The sequence below is a fragment of the Vibrio sp. 10N.286.49.E11 genome, from assembly GCF_041469505.1.
GTDB classification, from domain to species: Bacteria; Pseudomonadota; Gammaproteobacteria; order Enterobacterales; family Vibrionaceae; genus Vibrio; species Vibrio crassostreae_C.
In genome coordinates, this window is sequence record NZ_JBFRKQ010000002.1 from 1 (window position 1) to 17,579 (window position 17,579).

Sequence of the window (17,579 nt, forward strand, 5' to 3'; positions counted from 1 at the left end):
AATACGTGGATTCCATATACGGTTAGGGGCAAAGGGTGGTTAGAAAGTGGGGCGTGTCGCTATATTCTAGAGCCGGGGTCGTGCATTACTGTGCCTGCAGGCGTTGAGAATGGCTTTGGGATTGAAGAAGAAACATGGCAGATAGCGTGGATCTTTCTATCGCCTGATAAGCATTGGGATAATGTCGTCAATGATGAAGTGAGTTATACGCTCTCTCCTGCAGCCGAAGTCGTCTCGTCTTGTATTCATACCTTGCTGAGAAGTATTGCCTTGCCCATTGATTTAGGCGGAGCGATTGCCATTCACAGCGTAGCCCAAATAGAGTTCATGATTAATGCACCAGTCCCGCAGCAACAGTCTCGAAATTTGATTCGCTTGAGACGTGTGTTCGACAGTGTTCAAAAGCAGCTTCATAAAGAGTGGAATGTGCATGAGCTAGCAAACCTATTTCCTTGTTCAGAGCCGCACTTCCATCGTTTGTGCCAACGTTATTACTCTCATAGCCCGATGACTCATATTATGCGTATGAGAATGGAATACGCTGCAAGGCTGCTCAGGTCGAGTGATTGGTCGATTCAACACATTGGCGAGATAGTTGGATATCCCAATGCCGCTAACTTTAGCACTCGGTTTAAGGCTTGGTCAGGAATGACACCAAGGCAATTCAAACAAGGCATTTAGCTGAGAATCAACAAGGTACTTCTTAAACAAGCTACTGCTCTTTTGATAAAGCACTAAAAGTGTTCGAAATTTACGCTGTTTTGTGACGTAAAATGACCAATCTCTGTTTACTTATTCTAACTAAGCGCTTCTATTAAAAAATGTTTCTGATTTGTCTACGATAATGTTAACGTGAAACTCATTACTTGAATTTCAAAGGGTTGTGACTTTCATGTTTTCACATCTACCAAAACCAACTTTAGATCCAATTCTATCTCTTTCTGTTGCTTACCGCGGCGATACTCGTACTGATAAAGTCGACTTAGGCATTGGCGTTTACAAAAACGATCAAGGCGAAACTCCGATCATGAAAGCCGTTTCTATGGCTCAAGATATCGTTGTTGAAACGCAGAAAACCAAAGCTTACGTTGGCCTAGCAGGCTGTGAAGAGTTCAACCAGAGCATGGTTGATCTGCTGCTTAAAGGGACTTCTGCAATGGATCGCGTTGCTGCGATTCAAACACCGGGTGCAAGTGGTGCACTTCGCATGTTGGGTGACTTAATGAAAGTTTCTCAACCAGACACCACGGTTTGGATTTCAAACCCAAGCTACGTTAACCACAAACCGGTGATGGAAGCGGCAGGCTTAAAAGTTCGATATTACAATTACTTCAGTCCTGAAACGAAGCAAGTTGATACTGCAAGAATGTTGGATGACCTTTCAAAAGCGGGTCCATCAGATGTGGTACTACTGCACGGTTGCTGTCATAACCCAACGGGTGCGGATATCGACTTTGAGGCGTGGCAGGAAATTACCAAACTATCGCAGAAAAATGGCTTCTTGCCGTTCGTTGATATTGCTTACCAAGGCTTTGGTGATGGCTTAGAAGAAGACGCAAAAGGTCTTCAACACATGGCTAACAACGTCGAAGAGATGTTGATTACGACATCTTGCTCGAAGAACTTCGGTTTATACCGTGAAAGAACGGGTGCCGCTATCGTGATTGGCAAAAACAGCGAACACGTTGGCAATGCTAAAGGTAAGCTTCTAACGCTTGCTCGTTCAACTTACACAATGCCGCCAGATCATGGTGCAGCTTTGGTTAAAACAATTCTTCAGAATCAAGAGCTAACCTCGATTTGGAAGCAAGAATTGAGTGAAATGCAGCAACGTTTGTTAAATCTGCGCCAAAGTTTATGTGATGAATTGCGAAATACTTATAACACGTCACAATTTGACTTCATTGAAAGCCATAAAGGCATGTTTAGTGTACTAGGCTTTAAAGAAACTCAAATGAATCAATTACGTGAAGAATATGGAGTCTATGGTGTTGGTGATGGACGCATCAATATCGCAGGCCTTTCCGAATCTCATATTCCTTATGTAGCAAAAGCGATAGCAAACGTTTCAAAATAGAAGGTGACTGAATGTATAATTGGAAAGCGATTGTAGTTTTAATGCTAAGTGGTGGCCTGTTTGCTTGTTCGGCTACAGCTCAAGCTCCTGTTGAGCCAGAGCAAAAGCCTCAAATCGAACAACCTGTTGTGGATGACTCTTCAAAAACTGACGCAACAGAAGGCGAGAAAGTAACGGAACCTACTGAGAAGCCTGAAGAAGTAAAACCAACTGAGCCGGAAGTAAAACCTGCACCTGTTGAAAAACCAGTAGAGAAGGTTAGAAAAACAAGTGACGGCAAACTGATTCTTGGTGAAGAAGAGTGGGTGTTTGTTCCTGGTTTAAAAGAAGCGTTTAAAGCACGTGTCGATACCGGTGCAACAACCTCTTCAATCAGTGCAGTTGATATTGTTGATTTTGAACGTGACGGCAAAGACTGGGTTAAGTTCAAGATTGAACACGACGGAATTACAACTGAAGAGATCAGCTTACCAGTAGAACGCTGGGTTAAGATCAAGCAATCAAGCGCAGAAGGCACACAACGACGCGCTGTGGTTGTAGCTTCGATTCAAATTGGCGATCTAAAAGACAAAACTGAATTTACGCTAGCCGACCGAACGCATCTTTCTTTCCCACTTCTGTTGGGTAGAAGCTTCTTTAGAGATGTTGCGGTTGTCGACGTGAGCAAAAAATACGTTCAGAAGAAAATTACTAAATAACAAGTTCTGCTCGTCATCAAAGCTTTTCGTTTTGAAGAGCTATAGTTTCAAAGGTGACGAGCTTAAAAGACTTTTAGTGTTGATAAATGAAATCCCTACCAGTTCTGCTGGTGGGGATTTTTTTATTTACACCCCATAACGTATGAAAAGCATCTAAATGGTCTATGTTTACTATTCGTTTACTGTTTAGCCTCGACAACGTGATCGAGATCTCTATATAATCCGCGCTTCGATTTTTGTTTAATCCATACTTTCGTACTTCTTATTTAGGTTCTTGAAATAGCCTAATAATTATCTGTCAGTACACGCTTAGGAATTAGTTCTTTGATATCTACCGCGAACATCACAATGCAATTTGGCGCAGAGCCGCTGTTTGAAAACATCTCTGCTAAATTTGGTAACGGCAACCGTTATGGTTTGATCGGCGCTAATGGTTGCGGCAAATCAACGTTCATGAAAATCCTAAGTGGCGCATTAACGCCAAGCTCGGGCAACGTTTCTATCACTCCAGGAGAAAAGCTGGGTGTGCTAAGCCAAGATCAGTTCGCTTTCGAACAGTACAGCGTTATCGACGTTGTGATCATGGGCGACAGAAAACTTTGGGAAGTAAAACAAGAACGTGACCGCATTTACTCTTTGCCAGAAATGAGCGAAGACGACGGCATGAAAGTCGCAGAACTTGAAAGTGAATTCGCGGAAATGGATGGCTACACAGCAGAAAGCCGTGCTGGCGACATCCTAATTCAAGCGGGTATTGAAGAAGAGTTCCATTTCGGCTTGATGCAGCAAGTAGCTCCAGGTTGGAAACTGCGTGTGCTATTGGCACAAGCTCTGTTTGCAAACCCAGATATCCTGCTTCTTGATGAACCAACCAACAACTTGGACATTCACACGATCAACTGGCTTGCTGAAGAGCTAAACCAGCGTAAGTGTACAATGATCATCATTTCGCACGATAGACACTTCCTGAACTCTGTGTGTACACACATGGCAGACATCGACTACGGTGAGCTACGTGTCTACCCTGGTAACTACGAGTACTTCCTAGAAGCATCTGGCTTGATTCGTGAACAGCTTTTAGCAAGCAACGCTAAGAAAGCGGCTGAAATCAGCGAGCTTCAAGATTTCGTAAACCGTTTTGGTGCTAACGCATCTAAAGCAAAACAAGCAAGCTCTCGTGCCAAGAAAATGGATAAGATCACGCTTGATGAAGTGAAATCATCGAGCCGTATGAGCCCATCTATTGATTTTGGCGAAGGTAAGAAACTACACCGTCAAGCGCTTGAACTTCAAGACCTTGGTCACGGCTTCGATGGCGAAACATTGTTTGCCGGTGGTAACTTGCTGCTTGAAGCGGGTACTCGTCTTGCGGTTATCGGTGAGAACGGTGTAGGTAAAACCACGCTGCTACGTTGCCTAGTTCAAGAGCTAGAGCAAAACGAAGGTATCGTAAAATGGTCTGAAAACGCATCTGTAGGCTACTGCCCACAAGATAGTACGTCTGACTTTGATAACGACCTGAGCATCTTCGATTGGATCTCACAATGGCGCACAGTGAAGCACGATGACCTTATGGTACGTGGCATTCTAGGTCGCCTATTGTTTACTGCTGACGATGCGAACAAAAAAGCGCGTAACTGTTCTGGTGGTGAGAAGAACCGTCTGTTATTCGGCAAGCTAATGATGCAAGACATCAACGTGCTTGTAATGGACGAACCAACCAACCACATGGACATGGAAGCAATCCAAGCCCTGAACGACGCGTTGAAGGTTTACACTGGCACGCTTATCTTCGTAAGCCATGACCGAGAGTTCGTTTCTTCATTAGCAACACACATCATCGATGTAAAAGATCAACAGCTAGTGAGCTTCCAAGGTACTTATGAAGAGTACTTAGATCACCAGAAAAAGATGCTGATGGTTAGCTTATAAAGCAAGTCGCTGGCTCAGGTCGTGAACGACTAAAAGCCAGCGAAACTAACAAACAAAAAAGCCCCGAACATTAATATGTTCGGGGCTTTTCTATGTAATACGTTTAGCTATTTATTACTCAGTAATTGAAATCTAGATTAGAATCCGAATCGAGCCGACATTAAGATTTGGTGGCCATATGTGCCGTTATTGCGCATATCAAGACCAACAGACAGTTGATCAGTTGAATGGAAACGAGCACCGATACCCAAAATTGAACGAGTGTCATCGTTGTCGATCAGTTGACCAAGGCGTGCGTTAACTTCAACGTTTGCCATTAACCAAGCTCTCAAGCCAAGGTTAATTTCTGTTTTGATGTGGTTATCGTCATTCTGTTCAATGTTGTGCAGTAACATTTGGCCAGTAACGTCAGCAAATTGACTGATTGGGCCGTTGAATCCCATACCTACCGCTGCATCCCAATCACTTTCAAATTCTGAATCGATACGAGCAACAAAATGAGAGTTCTGAGTGAACATTGTTGTGACTTCACCACCGAAAGTACTTGGGCTAGTACCCATGCGCAGCTCGAATGTGTTGTAGTTAAAGTTGTTTGCAGACGCAGAGAATGAACACAGTGCAGCGAGTCCTAAAAGGACAGTCTTATTCGTGCAACCTAGCATGGTGACTCCATATAAATTGTATTTTGCGGCAGTATAATACAAAAAGCATGCAATATGCAGGCCAATTATTTGAAGTCGGTATTTTTATATTAATCGCTTATAGAACCTGGATGTGGTCCACTTCGATTTCAGGTGTCTTACCACCTTCATATTCACCGAAGATACGAACTTTTGTATCAGCGGTCAGTGGTTGTGCTAGGCGGATATCATCATCAAGTTCGATTTGAATTTCACTCTGGCCATCAGAGAAGACAAACGTGTCATTCTTTAGTTGACGAACAATCTTGCCATCCACAATTGCTTCTTGCTCTGCGAACATGCTTGTGTCGGCAAGTAGTGTCGCAACAGAAACGGTTTCAATCGGGCCAGTATAAGCAATAGCGCTTTCGTGCTTGCTGTTGACATTATTATTGCTGTTGTGGTCACTAGCCATTGCGAAAGTAGGAGCAAGGATAATAGTAGATGCGATAGCTAATACGGTTTTTTTCATGGTGAATCCCTTAATGTTGTTTTTAGTAGAAACGTTTTTCTGAATTTGAAACGTTTCTTTTCGTTAGTACGTTTTTTGTTGAATCGCCTGTTATCGTTCACAAGCTTCGTTTCGATGGAGCTATTAAACAACACTGGGGTTGAATCCAGAGTGAGTAACACATTCATTTTCCATTCATTTTATTGAGCATCTACTCGGCAATGACGTTAAGATGGTCGCAGAGAAATATTGCCCACTGCTATAAATTGAAAATTAAGAAATTAAGAAATTAAGGATTTAAGTACAAATGCGAGCACCATTAAGTGCCCTTATGGTTCAAGGGACAACGTCAGATGCCGGAAAAAGTGTTTTGGTGGCAGGTTTATGCCGTGTTTTGGCAAGGAAAGGAATCAAAGTGGCACCTTTTAAGCCACAAAACATGGCGTTGAACAGTGCTGTGACAAAAGATGGTGGCGAAATTGGTCGCGCTCAAGCGGTTCAGGCGCAAGCTTGCAATATAGAGCCAACCGTTCACATGAACCCTGTATTGCTAAAGCCCAACTCAGATACCGGCGCGCAAGTGATTTTGCAAGGCCGAGCGCTGAGCAACATGGAAGCGACGGGTTATCATGATTACAAGAAAGTGGCGATGGATACAGTTATCGATTCGTTTGACCGACTTTCTGAAGAATATGAAAGCGTGATGATTGAAGGTGCGGGGAGCCCAGCCGAAATCAATCTTCGTGAAAATGATATCGCTAACATGGGATTTGCTGAGAAAGCGGACATCCCTGTGATCATCGTTGCTGATATTGACCGTGGTGGCGTTTTTGCGCATCTCTACGGGACATTAGCTCTATTGTCTGAATCTGAACAAGCTCGTGTAAAAGGCTTTGTGATAAATCGTTTTAGAGGCGATATCGCACTGCTTCAATCTGGCCTAGATTGGCTAGAGGAAAAAACCGGCAAGCCAGTCATTGGTGTTTTGCCATATCTGCATGGTTTTAACTTAGAAGCGGAAGATGCCATTACCTCTGCTCAAGAGTCTTACGGAGAAGCTAAGCTTAAGGTGGCGGTGCCAGTGCTAACCCGAATCAGCAACCATACAGACTTTGACGCGTTAAGATTGAATCCTTCGATTGATTTACGTTATGTCGGTAAAGGCGAACGTGTAAACAATGCTGATTTAATTATCTTGCCGGGTACAAAGTCGGTAAGAGCAGATTTGGATTACCTAAAAGAACAAGGCTGGGATAAAGATATTCAACGCCACCTGCGCTTAGGCGGCAAAGTGATGGGTATCTGCGGTGGCTACCAAATGTTAGGTAACATCATCCACGATCCTGATGGCGTTGAAGGGGAACCCGGCAGCAGCGAAGGGTTAGGGTATCTGGATACTGAAACGACCCTTACACAGCAGAAAACCTTAACCAACGTACGCGGCACCATGACGCTGGATGGCAAAACAGCACAAGTAAAAGGGTATGAAATCCACGTAGGTAGGACTGATGTCAAAGAAACAGCCTTACCGGTTCAGTTAGAATCTGGCAGCCTAGATGGCGCTGTGAATCAAGATAACTCGATTTTTGGTACTTACTTGCATGGCGTATTCGACAACAGTGATGCGTTGTCGCTTATTTGCGAATGGGCAGGAGCCAACGATGTGACCGCGATTGACCACGAACAGCTTAAAGAGCTGGGTATTAATCGAATCGCTGATGCCATCGAAGAGTACTTAAATCTTGATCTGCTTTGGCCAGAGTTAACAGCTTAAGCCGCCATTTAGAAGTTAGCTAAAGAACTTAAACGAACAATAGATAAGTGATAACAATGAAAAAGCGAGTCTTCCTTTTAACCATGGCTTTAACTTCGGCATTGAGTTCTAGTCATCTTTTTGCTGCGGAAAAGCTACGAGTTTACGCTGCATCGTCGATGACCAATGCGGTTAATCTGTTGGTTGAAGAGTTTGAGAAAGACCATTCTGTCGATGTGATTCCTGTGTACGCGAGTACGTCGTCTTTGGTGCGACAAATCGAAAGAGGAGCACCAGCAGACATTTTTATCTCGGCAAATGAGAAATGGATGACGCATTTAGTCGATCGTAAATTGGTTTATAGTGACAATGTCACAAACCTATGTGAAAACGAACTGGTGCTGATTGCTCCTAAAGAGACATCGGTAACGTTAGACCTATCAAAAGGTGAACAATGGGCTAAACTGCTTACTAATGAAAGGCTTGCAGTGGGTAATACCATGTCGGTTCCTGCTGGTATCTATGCAAAAGAAGCGTTAGAAACGTTAGGTGTATGGGACGATGTGAAAACTCGATTGGCACCAAGTAACAATGTTCGTATGGCCTTAGCCTTAGTCGAGCGTAGTGAAGCTAAGCTTGGCATTGTCTACAAAACGGATGCGTTGCTTTCTAAAGAAGTAAACCTAGTGTCGACCTTCCCATCAGATCTGCACACACCAATACGTTACCCTGTAGCGAAGTTGAGTGATAAAGTTGTAGCAGAAGAGTTCTATACTTTCCTAAAGAGCGAAAAAGCGAAAGACACCTTGAACAGTTTTGGATTTGAAGTGCGTTAAATGATGTATTTATCGGAATACGAATACCAAGCCTTAATGCTGAGCTTAAAAGTCGCTGGGTTTGCAATCTTATGGCTTATCCCTATCGGTATTGGCTTAGCATGGCTACTTGCTAAGAAACAATTTGTAGGTAAGAGCATTGTTGAGAGTATTGTCCATTTACCTTTGGTACTTCCACCTGTGGTTATTGGCTATTTACTGCTAGTGATGATGGGCAGGCAAGGTATCATAGGTTCGTGGCTCAATGACGTGTTTGGTATTGTATTCAGCTTTAGCTGGAAGGGCGCGGCACTCGCTTGTGTGGTTGTGGCGTTGCCGCTGATGGTTCGCTCTATTAGATTGAGCCTAGAAACCGTAGACAGTAAGCTTGAAGAGGCGGCTGCTACATTAGGCGCTTCACCTCTTCGTGTGTTTTTCACGATCACTTTACCCTTGATGATCCCAGGGGTCATTACCGGCACCATGCTTTCATTCGCAAGAAGCCTAGGGGAGTTTGGCGCGACCATCAGCTTCGTTTCAAATATTCCCGGTGAAACTCAAACCATTCCTTTGGCTATGTATACCTTTATTGAAACCCCTGGCGCTGAAATGGAAGCCGCGCGTTTGTGTGTCATTTCTATTGTGATAGCGCTGGGTTCATTGATGCTATCTGAGTGGCTCAACAAAAAGTCAGCACAACGCTTGGGAGGCAATGCATGAGTGCTTTGATCCTCCAATATCAACAACAACTTGGTGAAACGTTCTTTGATATCGACTTGGAATTACCAAGTAGCGGCATTACGGCAATTTTTGGTCGTTCTGGCGCGGGTAAAACCTCACTTATCAATGCAATCAGTGGCCTTAAACAGCCCGATAAAGGTCTGATCAGCGTATCTGGAACCACACTGTTCGATAGTGAAAATGGCATTAATTTGCCGACTCACAAACGCAACGTCGGTTATGTGTTCCAAGAGTCGCGATTGTTTCCACATATGAAGGTGGCAGCGAACCTTAAATACGGTATGAAAAGCGTCGATCAAGCGCACTTTGAGCAAATAGTCTCGCTGTTGTCTTTGGGTTCATTGCTTGACCGATACCCAGCTCGTTTGTCTGGCGGTGAGAAGCAACGTGTGGCGATTGGCCGCGCTTTGTTATCAAAGCCGAGCATTTTGTTGATGGATGAGCCTTTAGCGTCTCTCGACTTGCCTCGTAAGCGCGAAGTGATGCCATTTCTGGAAAACTTATCCGAAACCGTCCAAATACCGATCATCTATGTCACTCATAGCCTCAATGAAATTTTACGCTTGGCAAATCACCTTGTGATTATTGACCAAGGCAAAGTGATTTCGTCGGGTGTGACGGAAGAGGTGTGGGCATCGAGAGCCATGCAACCTTGGCAATCTTTCTCAGAGCAAAGCTCGTTGTTTGAAGCGACATTAGCGGAACACAATGACGATTATGCGCTGTCTCGCCTGATGCTAGGAAAGTCGACGTCGTTATGGGTTCAGAAAGTATCGAGTGAGCTTGGTACGACAGTGAGGCTGCAAGTTAGGGCAAATGATGTCTCTATCACGCTAGAACGGCCGAAAGGGACTTCTATACGTAACATCCTTCCTGTCACCATTAAAAGCGTAGAGACGCACCAACAAGGCACAAATAAGCAGAGTGTCGCGGTCGAGCTAGAGTTAGAGTCTGGGTGCTATCTATGGGCAACCATTACTTTGTGGGCGCTGGATGAGTTGAATCTAGAAATCGGGCAGCGTGTTTACGCTCAAATTAAAGGTGTGAGTGTCGCTCAAAGAGATATCGCGGTAACGCATTAAACCTGAGAAGGTTTGCTTTTCGATATTGTCGCGATACTGCCTGTTATAGGTTCTGAAAATTCGGTCTTGATTCCATGATTGGATACATGCGTCATTTTTATACGGTATAACTGCCAGTTTTGCGCCACACTATATGAGTGTTAGAGCATATGATTTGTCGAATCATATGAACATTAGCAACAAGAACATACAGACGTAACGATCGACGAACAGAAAATAGCGGATATAAAAAAGCCGCGTGTTTAAAGAAACATGCGGCTTAATTCTAAGTAGTACTGTTAGCGCTTAGCCTAGTTTAGGCGACTAGCGACTTACTTAGTAAAAACTTCTTTGAAATCACGCTTCAAGATTGCATCACGACGAGCTTTCTTGATTTGTTTAACCATGTCTTTTACACAGTTGTGTAGAACTTGGTCTAGCAGTTGAGCACGGTACTCTTCTTTTTCTTCGTCAGACATGTCTTCTGGAAGTTTAAGAGTAGGGAACTCTTCCATCACGTTAACACCAGCGAAAGCTTGGCTAACTGAGATTAGAGCGTGGAACTGCTCGAAGTTGTCTAAAACATTTTGTGCGCTTGCTGGAAGACTATCCCAAGCTTCGCGTACTGCTTCTTCAGACACTTCGTGAATAGAAGTAACCATAAAGTGCATCTCTTTTGGTACGCCATCAAATTCGATAACTTGACGAAGTTCTGGTGAGATGGTGGTTAAATCGATTTCTTGTTGTTCGTTGTTTGTAGCGTCTGACATAGTATTTCTCTTTAAAAAGAAACAATGCTAAAAAGATCTGTAAAAAAGTCAATATAATATAGAGATTAGGGCATGATTTAAGCCCAAATTTGAGCTACTTTGAATATTCAACACTAGATAAAGGTGATGTGATGATAGAAAAGGGATCTTCAATGCGCATATTGCTGGTTGATGACGTTCAACTAGACAGGATGCAACTTGCTATCCGACTCAAGCAACTGGGTCATATTGTAGAAGCTGTCGGTAGCGGAAAAGAAGCCCTGAGTGTTTATTCTGATTTTGATCCTGAACTCGTGTTACTTGATATCAGCATGCCTGATATGGATGGTTTTGAAGTGGCGAATGAGGTTCGAAGCCGATTCCCAGAATGGGTTCCCATCATCTTTCTTAGTGGTCACGAAGAACCTGAGATGATCGCAAAAGCGATTGACGCTGGTGGCGATGATTACCTGATCAAGCCAGTAAACAAGGTTGTTTTGAATTCTAAGCTGATTGCGATGCAACGTATCGCGCACATGAGACGAGAGCTAAAACAAAGCACAGCCAAACTCGAAGAACTGAACATCCTTCTGCAGCAACAAGCCAACGAAGATGGCCTGACCAAATTGTATAACCGTCGATATATGGATACTAAGCTTGAAGAGAGCATAGCGTGGCACGGAAGACGTAATATATCCATGACAGTCATACTTCTAGATGTAGACTTCTTTAAGCCTTACAACGATAATTATGGTCATATTCAAGGGGATAAGTGCTTACAAGGGCTTGCTAATACCTTGAAACAGCTGTTTGTTCGTGCGGGAGAATTTGTAGGTCGTTATGGCGGTGAAGAGTTTGTTCTGATTCTTAGCGATACAGACAGTGAAGGCGCTAAGGTACACGCGACTCGAGTTAAAGAGGCATTGCATGAGATGAACTACGCTCATGAACACTCAACGGTATCGGATAGAGTGACAGCGTCACAAGGTGTGTTGTCATTTGTGCCAGAAGGTGGCGAATCTATTGCGTCTATTTACGAAAAGGTCGATCAAGCGCTTTATCAAGCGAAGCAAAGTGGTAGAAATACCTTTGTACAACGTAACATTTTGGAGCTTGCGCGTTAGTTGGCGAGCTCTTTTCGATATTTGAATTTATACTTCTAATAGCGTTTGAGCTAGGAAGTGCTTTAAGTGATAAAAGAAATGCCACATTCGAAGTCATTTTCTATGACTAACACATCTTGGACGCTTGCGGTTCCTCTATTTTTTACCGCTTTGGCGACCACTGTTAATGCCAATACGCTATCTGATCTTTTTCGAAAGGATCTAGAGCAGAGCTTTGCCACCAGTGTATTGCTCAACGACACCGATGTTTTCACTTTTGGTATCAATAACTTTGACCCCAATAAAGTGTTTAGTTTGGACAATGAAGACATCGGTTCGAATGATTCGGTAAGTCGTCGCCAAAACATCACCTCCCTGAGTTTGCCTTACACATTTGAATTACCAAGTTACATCGAAGACAACCATCAAGAGGTGACGCTACGCTTGTCTGCATTGCGAATCGAGAACGATGTCGAGTACGCGGCAGCAAACAGAAACGATTTTCAAAAAGAGTCGGTAGTGTCTGGCTACGTCGAATTCGCGAATGTGTCCCAGCTAGACGAATATTGGAGCTTCAGCTCTGCAATCGGTAACCACATCTCTTACTACCGCAATGATTATGAATATCGCGCTTCGTTGCTAAAGCCTATTCAAGACCAACTGGATGGCGTATATCTCAATACTGATGCTTGGGCTTACATCATCGAGCCTAAAATCAAGCTGATGTACGAAGATAAGAATGACTGGGGAAAGTATAAATTGAGCACCAGTTGGCATTACTTTAATGGCATCGGCTGGGGCGAGGCGAATAATGGCAATGTCGGTCATCCTGAAGGGTGGTATATCGCCAATGAAGCCAAGGTTTTCTATGATCTCGTGCGTTGGGATAAGAACATCACTTCGATGTACTCGAGTATAAGACGAATTGATATTGGTGGTGACACCGTGGCATCTATGGGCACCACATCTTACTACGAGGGCAGTGTTGGTTGGTTGCTTAACCCAAACCTGTTTAATGAGTGGGTCGATAACGTGGGAATAGGTTTTACGATTAACTACGGAAGTAGCTTAAAAGGTGGCAGCTTGGTTATATTCTTCAACCAAGATTAAGCTCTTTTTTCCAGTTAAGCCCATACGGCCTCAAATCAATGAGGCTCGTTGAACTTGGAAGTGATAGTTATTGAAGCAGATCGCTATTAATGGCTTAAGCTATTTAGATCTCTAGCACTCAATATCTTTCGCTATCAACTATTGTTAACGGTCAATACACAGTTTGTTTCGACCGGTTTCTTTCGCTTTATACAGCGCTTGGTCAGCAAGCTTCAACACCTCTTCAGGATGTCTGGTGGTTGTACTATCAGACAATCCAATACTCACCGTCACATTCACCACTTCCGATGGTTTGCCTTTCTTGCCACGCTTTTTCATACCCACTTCATGATCGTCGGGGCGTTCATGACTATTACGAATCGTCATGTCGTAGTTTTGAACCTCGGAAATCAGAGCTTGAAGGTGCTCTTTAACTTGTTCCGAATGTTTTCCTTTGAAGATAATCGTGAACTCTTCTCCACCATAGCGATAAGCTTTAGCGCCGCCTGTAGTTTCCCTCAGAATGCGTGCCACCAGTTTTAACACATCGTCGCCAATGTCATGTCCGTAGGTATCGTTGAATTGTTTAAAGTGATCAATATCGACCATCGCCATCGAATACTTACGCCCCAAGTGCTTCATATCGACTTCTAAGGCGTGTCGACCGGGAATGTTAGTCAGTTGGTCGTTAAAGGCCATATCATGACTAGCAGACATCACATAGACGATGATCAGTGTGCCTGACAGCGAGAACATGGTGCTCGAGATGTACTGAATATCGAAGAAGATGAACGTACAAGAAGAAAGCAGGATAGCGCTATAAACCACAACATCGATAGAGCGGTTATACACCAACACGAGAATGGCAGTAAGGCCAAGCAAGCAAAGGCTATACAGCACTAAAACAAAAGGCAGTTTGGAGAAGTCTCTGACAATAAATAGAAGACCATCACTCCATGATTCAAAACCGCCGGCATGGAAGTGAGAGACGATCAATTGTGCCCACACCATAAACAGAACAAGAACGATGGCGTAGAGCAGCATCGACTTTGAGTTTACGCCGTTATCAGGGAAGGCATAAACAAGTAAGCAAGTGACAGGTACTAATGCCGCAAGTAACGAGAGCTCTAATAGCGTTGTGCCAGTATTGAGAGGCGTTTGTAAGCGAACTTGGATGATCAGATAAGCGACAAGCATGGTCACCGATACCATCGCCATTCGACCTTGTCTGAACGTATGGCATAGCAGAACCGCAACGCTCAATAAAATGTAAGGGAGGTTGCTAGCAAACCCTAAATTTGAGTCCGTCACGAGAATGACGTTGTCCATACCAACGAGCAAAATTGTTAACAGGACTAAAGGGAAGCAAAATCGAAACATGCTCGACGTTACAAAAGATGATGCCATTTATGTGGTGAGCCTAACTATATTGATGATCTTATTATTTAATACTATGCGTAGGATACGGTTAAACAAGCGATTGCCAAGCTTTTTGCCTAAATTAGAGCAAAAACATAGTCATAGGTCGCTATTGGTGCAATCATTTTTATATGTATTTTGAGTTGCTATTAACCTTAGAACGAACTACACAGTATATATGAGAAATTAATTAGTCGTTATAGATACTTAACAAAATCTGCTCTGCTGCTCTTACGTTGGCGCTGGCACTTAAAGGGCTTGATGATCAGTTATCATTGAGTGACCTTTTCATTAAGCGACGAAGATCTGTAATGAAGTCAGAGTAAGATTAAATAATGCCTAAGTTTCAACTATGGACAGTAAAACCTATAACTGAGTTATAGAAAGCTATTAGGAATTGCATGGTTTCAAGTGACTTTAGAAACGACTGCGACTAGAAAAACCGCTACAAATGGAGGTGTGGTATGCAAATTAGTGTTGATGTACATAACTATATGGAAACTCTGGTCGGTCATGTATTGGCTACCGAGGAATATGTGTCTAGTTATACCAACGAACAGTTGGCCGATCTCGCGTGCTTGGCTTTGGGCCAGCTAAAACCTATCTATATTCGTTTTGATATCGATTTTCTGTCAGCATTGCCAGAAGACAAATTGGTGCTCTATAAACGCAATAGTGAGATCGCGGTCAAAAATGCAGAAAGTATGATTATTGACGATCGAAGACGTGAACGTGACGACAATGTGCCTGTTATATTTAGTCAACACAATTTTGACGATGACGTAGAATTGCAATGGTATGAAAAGCCGTTGTTGAACCGTAAACAGTCATGATAGTTTAGGGTGAATACGGTCATTTAAGGAGTAAAAAAACGTGGGATTCTTTTCTAGATTATTTGGTGGCAAAGAAAAAACCGAACAAAAAGTAGAGATTGAGCCAGTCGAATATAAGGGTTTCAATATCTATCAAGATGCCATTGCAGAATCTGGTCAATACCGTGTTGCTGGGCGAATCGAGAAAGAATTCGATGGTGAAATCAAAACTCACCGTTTTATTCGTTCAGATATTGTTTCAAACAAACAAGATGCCGATGAATTGATGCTCAAAAAATCGCAGATGTTCATCGACCAAATGGGCGACAATATATTTAGCTAACCAATTAGGGTTAGAATTGATGTTGGTCATAATTTAGAGAGCTTTCAGTGTATATGCTGAAAGCTCTTTTTAGTTTTAGGGATAAAGAACAGCTAGTGAGTTGTTATTAAAAGGATTATTTGCAAGTGGTTTGACCTCTTGGTTCGAGACGGTCGTCATTTATCCGAATGAAGCGCTCAAATTCCATCCAAATCGTTATAAGTAATAACTTTTCCTGTTCTTTGAACAAAACGCTTGAAGTATTAGTTGTCGTTAGATACAAACGAATAAGTCATTCGTGCCAATAGTCAAGGAATAGCTATGCAAATTGGTGTACCAAGAGAAACGCTCGCAGGTGAAACGCGAGTCGCTGCTTCGCCGAAATCGGTAGAACAGCTTCTAAAATTAGGATTTGAAGTTTGTGTTGAATCACAAGCAGGTGCGTTAGCAAGTTTTGAAGATGCAGCTTATGAACAAGCTGGAGCAAAAGTTGTCACCGCAGATGAAGCTTGGAAATCCGATATTATCTTTAAAGTTAACGCTCCGATCGTTGACGAGTCTAAAAATGAAATCGATCTTCTTAAAGATGGCGCAACATTGGTCAGCTTTATTTGGCCTGCTCAAAATCCAGAGTTAATGGAACAATTGTCCAGTCGTAGCATCAACGTGATGGCGATGGATTCTGTACCACGAATTTCAAGAGCTCAGGCGTTAGATGCATTGAGTTCTATGGCAAACATCGCGGGTTATCGTGCTGTTGTTGAAGCGGCGCATGAGTTTGGTCGATTCTTCACGGGCCAGATTACGGCTGCGGGTAAAGTTCCACCAGCAAAAGTACTGGTTGCAGGTGCTGGTGTTGCTGGACTAGCGGCAATCGGCGCTGCGGGTAGCTTAGGTGCGATCGTTCGTTCATTCGATGTTCGTCCTGAAGTTAAAGAACAAGTTGAGTCGATGGGCGCTGAATTCTTGGAAGTGGATTTCAAGGAAGACACCAGTGCTGGTGACGGCTACGCAAAAGAGATGTCTGAAGCATTCAATAAGAAAGCGGAAGAGCTTTATGCAGCTCAAGCAAAAGACGTTGATATCATCATTACTACGGCGCTGATTCCAGGTCGCCCGGCTCCGAAGCTGATTACCAAAGAGATGGTAGACAGCATGAGTGCAGGTAGTGTGATTGTAGACCTTGCGGCGGCCAATGGCGGTAACTGTGAATACACGGTTGCGGATCAAGTCATTACAACGGCTAATGGCGTGAAGGTGGTTGGTTACACTGATATGGTTGGTCGACTGCCGACTCAATCATCTCAACTGTATGCAACGAACCTAGTTAACCTTTTGAAACTGCTTTGCAAAGAGAAAGATGGCAACATCAATATCGACTTTGAAGATGTTGTTCTGCGTGGTGTTACTGTGGTTAAAGAGGGCGAGGTCACTTGGCCAGCTCCACCAATTCAAGTTTCAGCTCAACCACAACAAGCTAAGCCAAAAGCGGCCAAACCAGAGCCTAAAGTTGAAGAACCTGTTTCTCCAATTAAGAAAGTGGCGGGTATGGCGGTAGCTGTTGGTGCATTCGCTTGGGTAGCTTCGGTTGCTCCAGCTGCGTTCTTATCTCACTTTACCGTTTTTGTTCTCGCTTGTGTGGTGGGTTATTACGTAGTTTGGAATGTAAGCCATTCTCTGCATACGCCTTTGATGTCCGTGACTAACGCGATTTCAGGCATCATTGTAGTAGGTGCACTGTTACAGATCGGACAAGGAAGTGGCGTCGTCACGTTCTTATCATTTATTGCCGTATTAATTGCAAGTATCAATATCTTTGGTGGCTTTACCGTGACCAAACGTATGCTTGAAATGTTCCGTAAAGACTAAGGAGTAAC

The 17,579-nt window shown here is 43.4% G+C and carries 17 protein-coding genes; 13 read left to right on the forward strand and 4 right to left on the reverse strand.

Annotated elements, in window-relative coordinates:
• From AB4167_RS00255 to AB4167_RS00270, 4 genes are all read left to right on the forward strand, one after another.
• Positions 1–681, forward strand: a 681-nt coding sequence (locus tag AB4167_RS00255) for an AraC family transcriptional regulator (RefSeq protein ID WP_372135951.1), incomplete at its 5' end; no start/stop codon positions are given.
• Positions 682–892: 211 nt separating this feature from the next.
• Positions 893–2,077, forward strand: coding sequence for an amino acid aminotransferase (locus tag AB4167_RS00260; RefSeq protein ID WP_017060118.1), 1,185 nt, complete (start codon positions 893–895; stop codon positions 2,075–2,077).
• Between the two features lie 11 nt (positions 2,078–2,088).
• Positions 2,089–2,775, forward strand: a complete 687-nt coding sequence (locus AB4167_RS00265) for a RimK/LysX family protein (protein WP_372135952.1) — start codon at positions 2,089–2,091, stop codon at positions 2,773–2,775.
• 324 nt (positions 2,776–3,099) lie between these two features.
• Positions 3,100–4,707: an ABC-F family ATPase gene (locus AB4167_RS00270; protein ID WP_080582218.1), complete on the forward strand. Its 1,608-nt coding sequence runs from the start codon at positions 3,100–3,102 to the stop codon at positions 4,705–4,707.
• Between the two features lie 137 nt (positions 4,708–4,844).
• Here the strand turns inward: AB4167_RS00270 and AB4167_RS00275 are convergent, their stop codons facing one another.
• Both AB4167_RS00275 and AB4167_RS00280 read right to left on the reverse strand, forming a co-directional pair.
• The gene (locus AB4167_RS00275) at positions 4,845–5,369 is read right to left on the reverse strand and encodes a hypothetical protein (RefSeq protein ID WP_372135953.1); all 525 of its coding nucleotides are present in this window, start codon (positions 5,367–5,369) and stop codon (positions 4,845–4,847) included.
• 97 nt (positions 5,370–5,466) lie between these two features.
• Positions 5,467–5,859, reverse strand: a complete 393-nt coding sequence (locus AB4167_RS00280; RefSeq protein ID WP_017064574.1) for a YgiW/YdeI family stress tolerance OB fold protein — start codon at positions 5,857–5,859, stop codon at positions 5,467–5,469.
• 286 nt (positions 5,860–6,145) lie between these two features.
• Here AB4167_RS00280 and AB4167_RS00285 point away from each other — a divergent pair, with 286 nt between their 5' ends.
• From AB4167_RS00285 to modC, 4 genes are read left to right on the forward strand one after another with little or no spacing between them, the layout of a single operon-like run.
• Complete coding sequence (locus tag AB4167_RS00285) at positions 6,146–7,612, forward strand: cobyric acid synthase (RefSeq protein WP_017069093.1); 1,467 nt, start codon at positions 6,146–6,148, stop codon at positions 7,610–7,612.
• Between the two features lie 56 nt (positions 7,613–7,668).
• Positions 7,669–8,427 (forward strand): molybdate ABC transporter substrate-binding protein, encoded by a 759-nt coding sequence (modA, locus tag AB4167_RS00290; protein WP_017060111.1) that lies wholly within the window; start codon positions 7,669–7,671, stop codon positions 8,425–8,427.
• Entirely contained in the window at positions 8,428–9,126 is a 699-nt protein-coding gene (gene modB, locus AB4167_RS00295; RefSeq protein ID WP_017060110.1) for a molybdate ABC transporter permease subunit, read from the forward strand. It begins immediately after the preceding gene.
• Positions 9,123–10,229 (forward strand): molybdenum ABC transporter ATP-binding protein ModC, encoded by a 1,107-nt coding sequence (gene modC / locus AB4167_RS00300; protein WP_017067812.1) that lies wholly within the window; start codon positions 9,123–9,125, stop codon positions 10,227–10,229. The genes modB and modC overlap by 4 nt, the downstream gene beginning before the upstream one ends.
• A gap of 311 nt (positions 10,230–10,540) precedes the next feature.
• Here modC and AB4167_RS00305 read toward each other — a convergent pair whose 3' ends face one another.
• On the reverse strand, positions 10,541–10,978 hold the full coding sequence (locus AB4167_RS00305; protein WP_017060108.1) for a DUF3069 domain-containing protein: 438 nt from the start codon (positions 10,976–10,978) through the stop codon (positions 10,541–10,543).
• 152 nt (positions 10,979–11,130) lie between these two features.
• Here AB4167_RS00305 and AB4167_RS00310 point away from each other — a divergent pair, with 152 nt between their 5' ends.
• Complete coding sequence (locus AB4167_RS00310; RefSeq protein ID WP_017060107.1) at positions 11,131–12,081, forward strand: diguanylate cyclase; 951 nt, start codon at positions 11,131–11,133, stop codon at positions 12,079–12,081.
• Between the two features lie 78 nt (positions 12,082–12,159).
• Positions 12,160–13,170 carry a Solitary outer membrane autotransporter beta-barrel domain gene (locus AB4167_RS00315; RefSeq protein ID WP_029235232.1) on the forward strand — a complete coding sequence of 337 codons (1,011 nt, stop codon included), beginning with the start codon at positions 12,160–12,162 and terminating at the stop codon, positions 13,168–13,170.
• Positions 13,171–13,314: 144 nt separating this feature from the next.
• Here AB4167_RS00315 and AB4167_RS00320 read toward each other — a convergent pair whose 3' ends face one another.
• A complete protein-coding gene (locus AB4167_RS00320) occupies positions 13,315–14,556 on the reverse strand; it encodes a GGDEF domain-containing protein (RefSeq protein WP_032546996.1) in 1,242 nt (413 codons plus the stop codon).
• A gap of 476 nt (positions 14,557–15,032) precedes the next feature.
• Here AB4167_RS00320 and AB4167_RS00325 point away from each other — a divergent pair, with 476 nt between their 5' ends.
• The 3 genes from AB4167_RS00325 (at position 15,033) to pntA (ending at position 17,571) form a co-directional block, all read left to right on the forward strand.
• Positions 15,033–15,401, forward strand: coding sequence for a late competence development ComFB family protein (locus AB4167_RS00325; RefSeq protein WP_017060104.1), 369 nt, complete (start codon positions 15,033–15,035; stop codon positions 15,399–15,401).
• 40 nt (positions 15,402–15,441) lie between these two features.
• Positions 15,442–15,723: an HlyU family transcriptional regulator gene (locus tag AB4167_RS00330; RefSeq protein ID WP_372135954.1), complete on the forward strand. Its 282-nt coding sequence runs from the start codon at positions 15,442–15,444 to the stop codon at positions 15,721–15,723.
• Positions 15,724–16,023: 300 nt separating this feature from the next.
• The gene (pntA, locus tag AB4167_RS00335; RefSeq protein WP_372135955.1) at positions 16,024–17,571 is read left to right on the forward strand and encodes a Re/Si-specific NAD(P)(+) transhydrogenase subunit alpha; all 1,548 of its coding nucleotides are present in this window, start codon (positions 16,024–16,026) and stop codon (positions 17,569–17,571) included.
• Positions 17,572–17,579 lie beyond the last annotated feature (8 nt).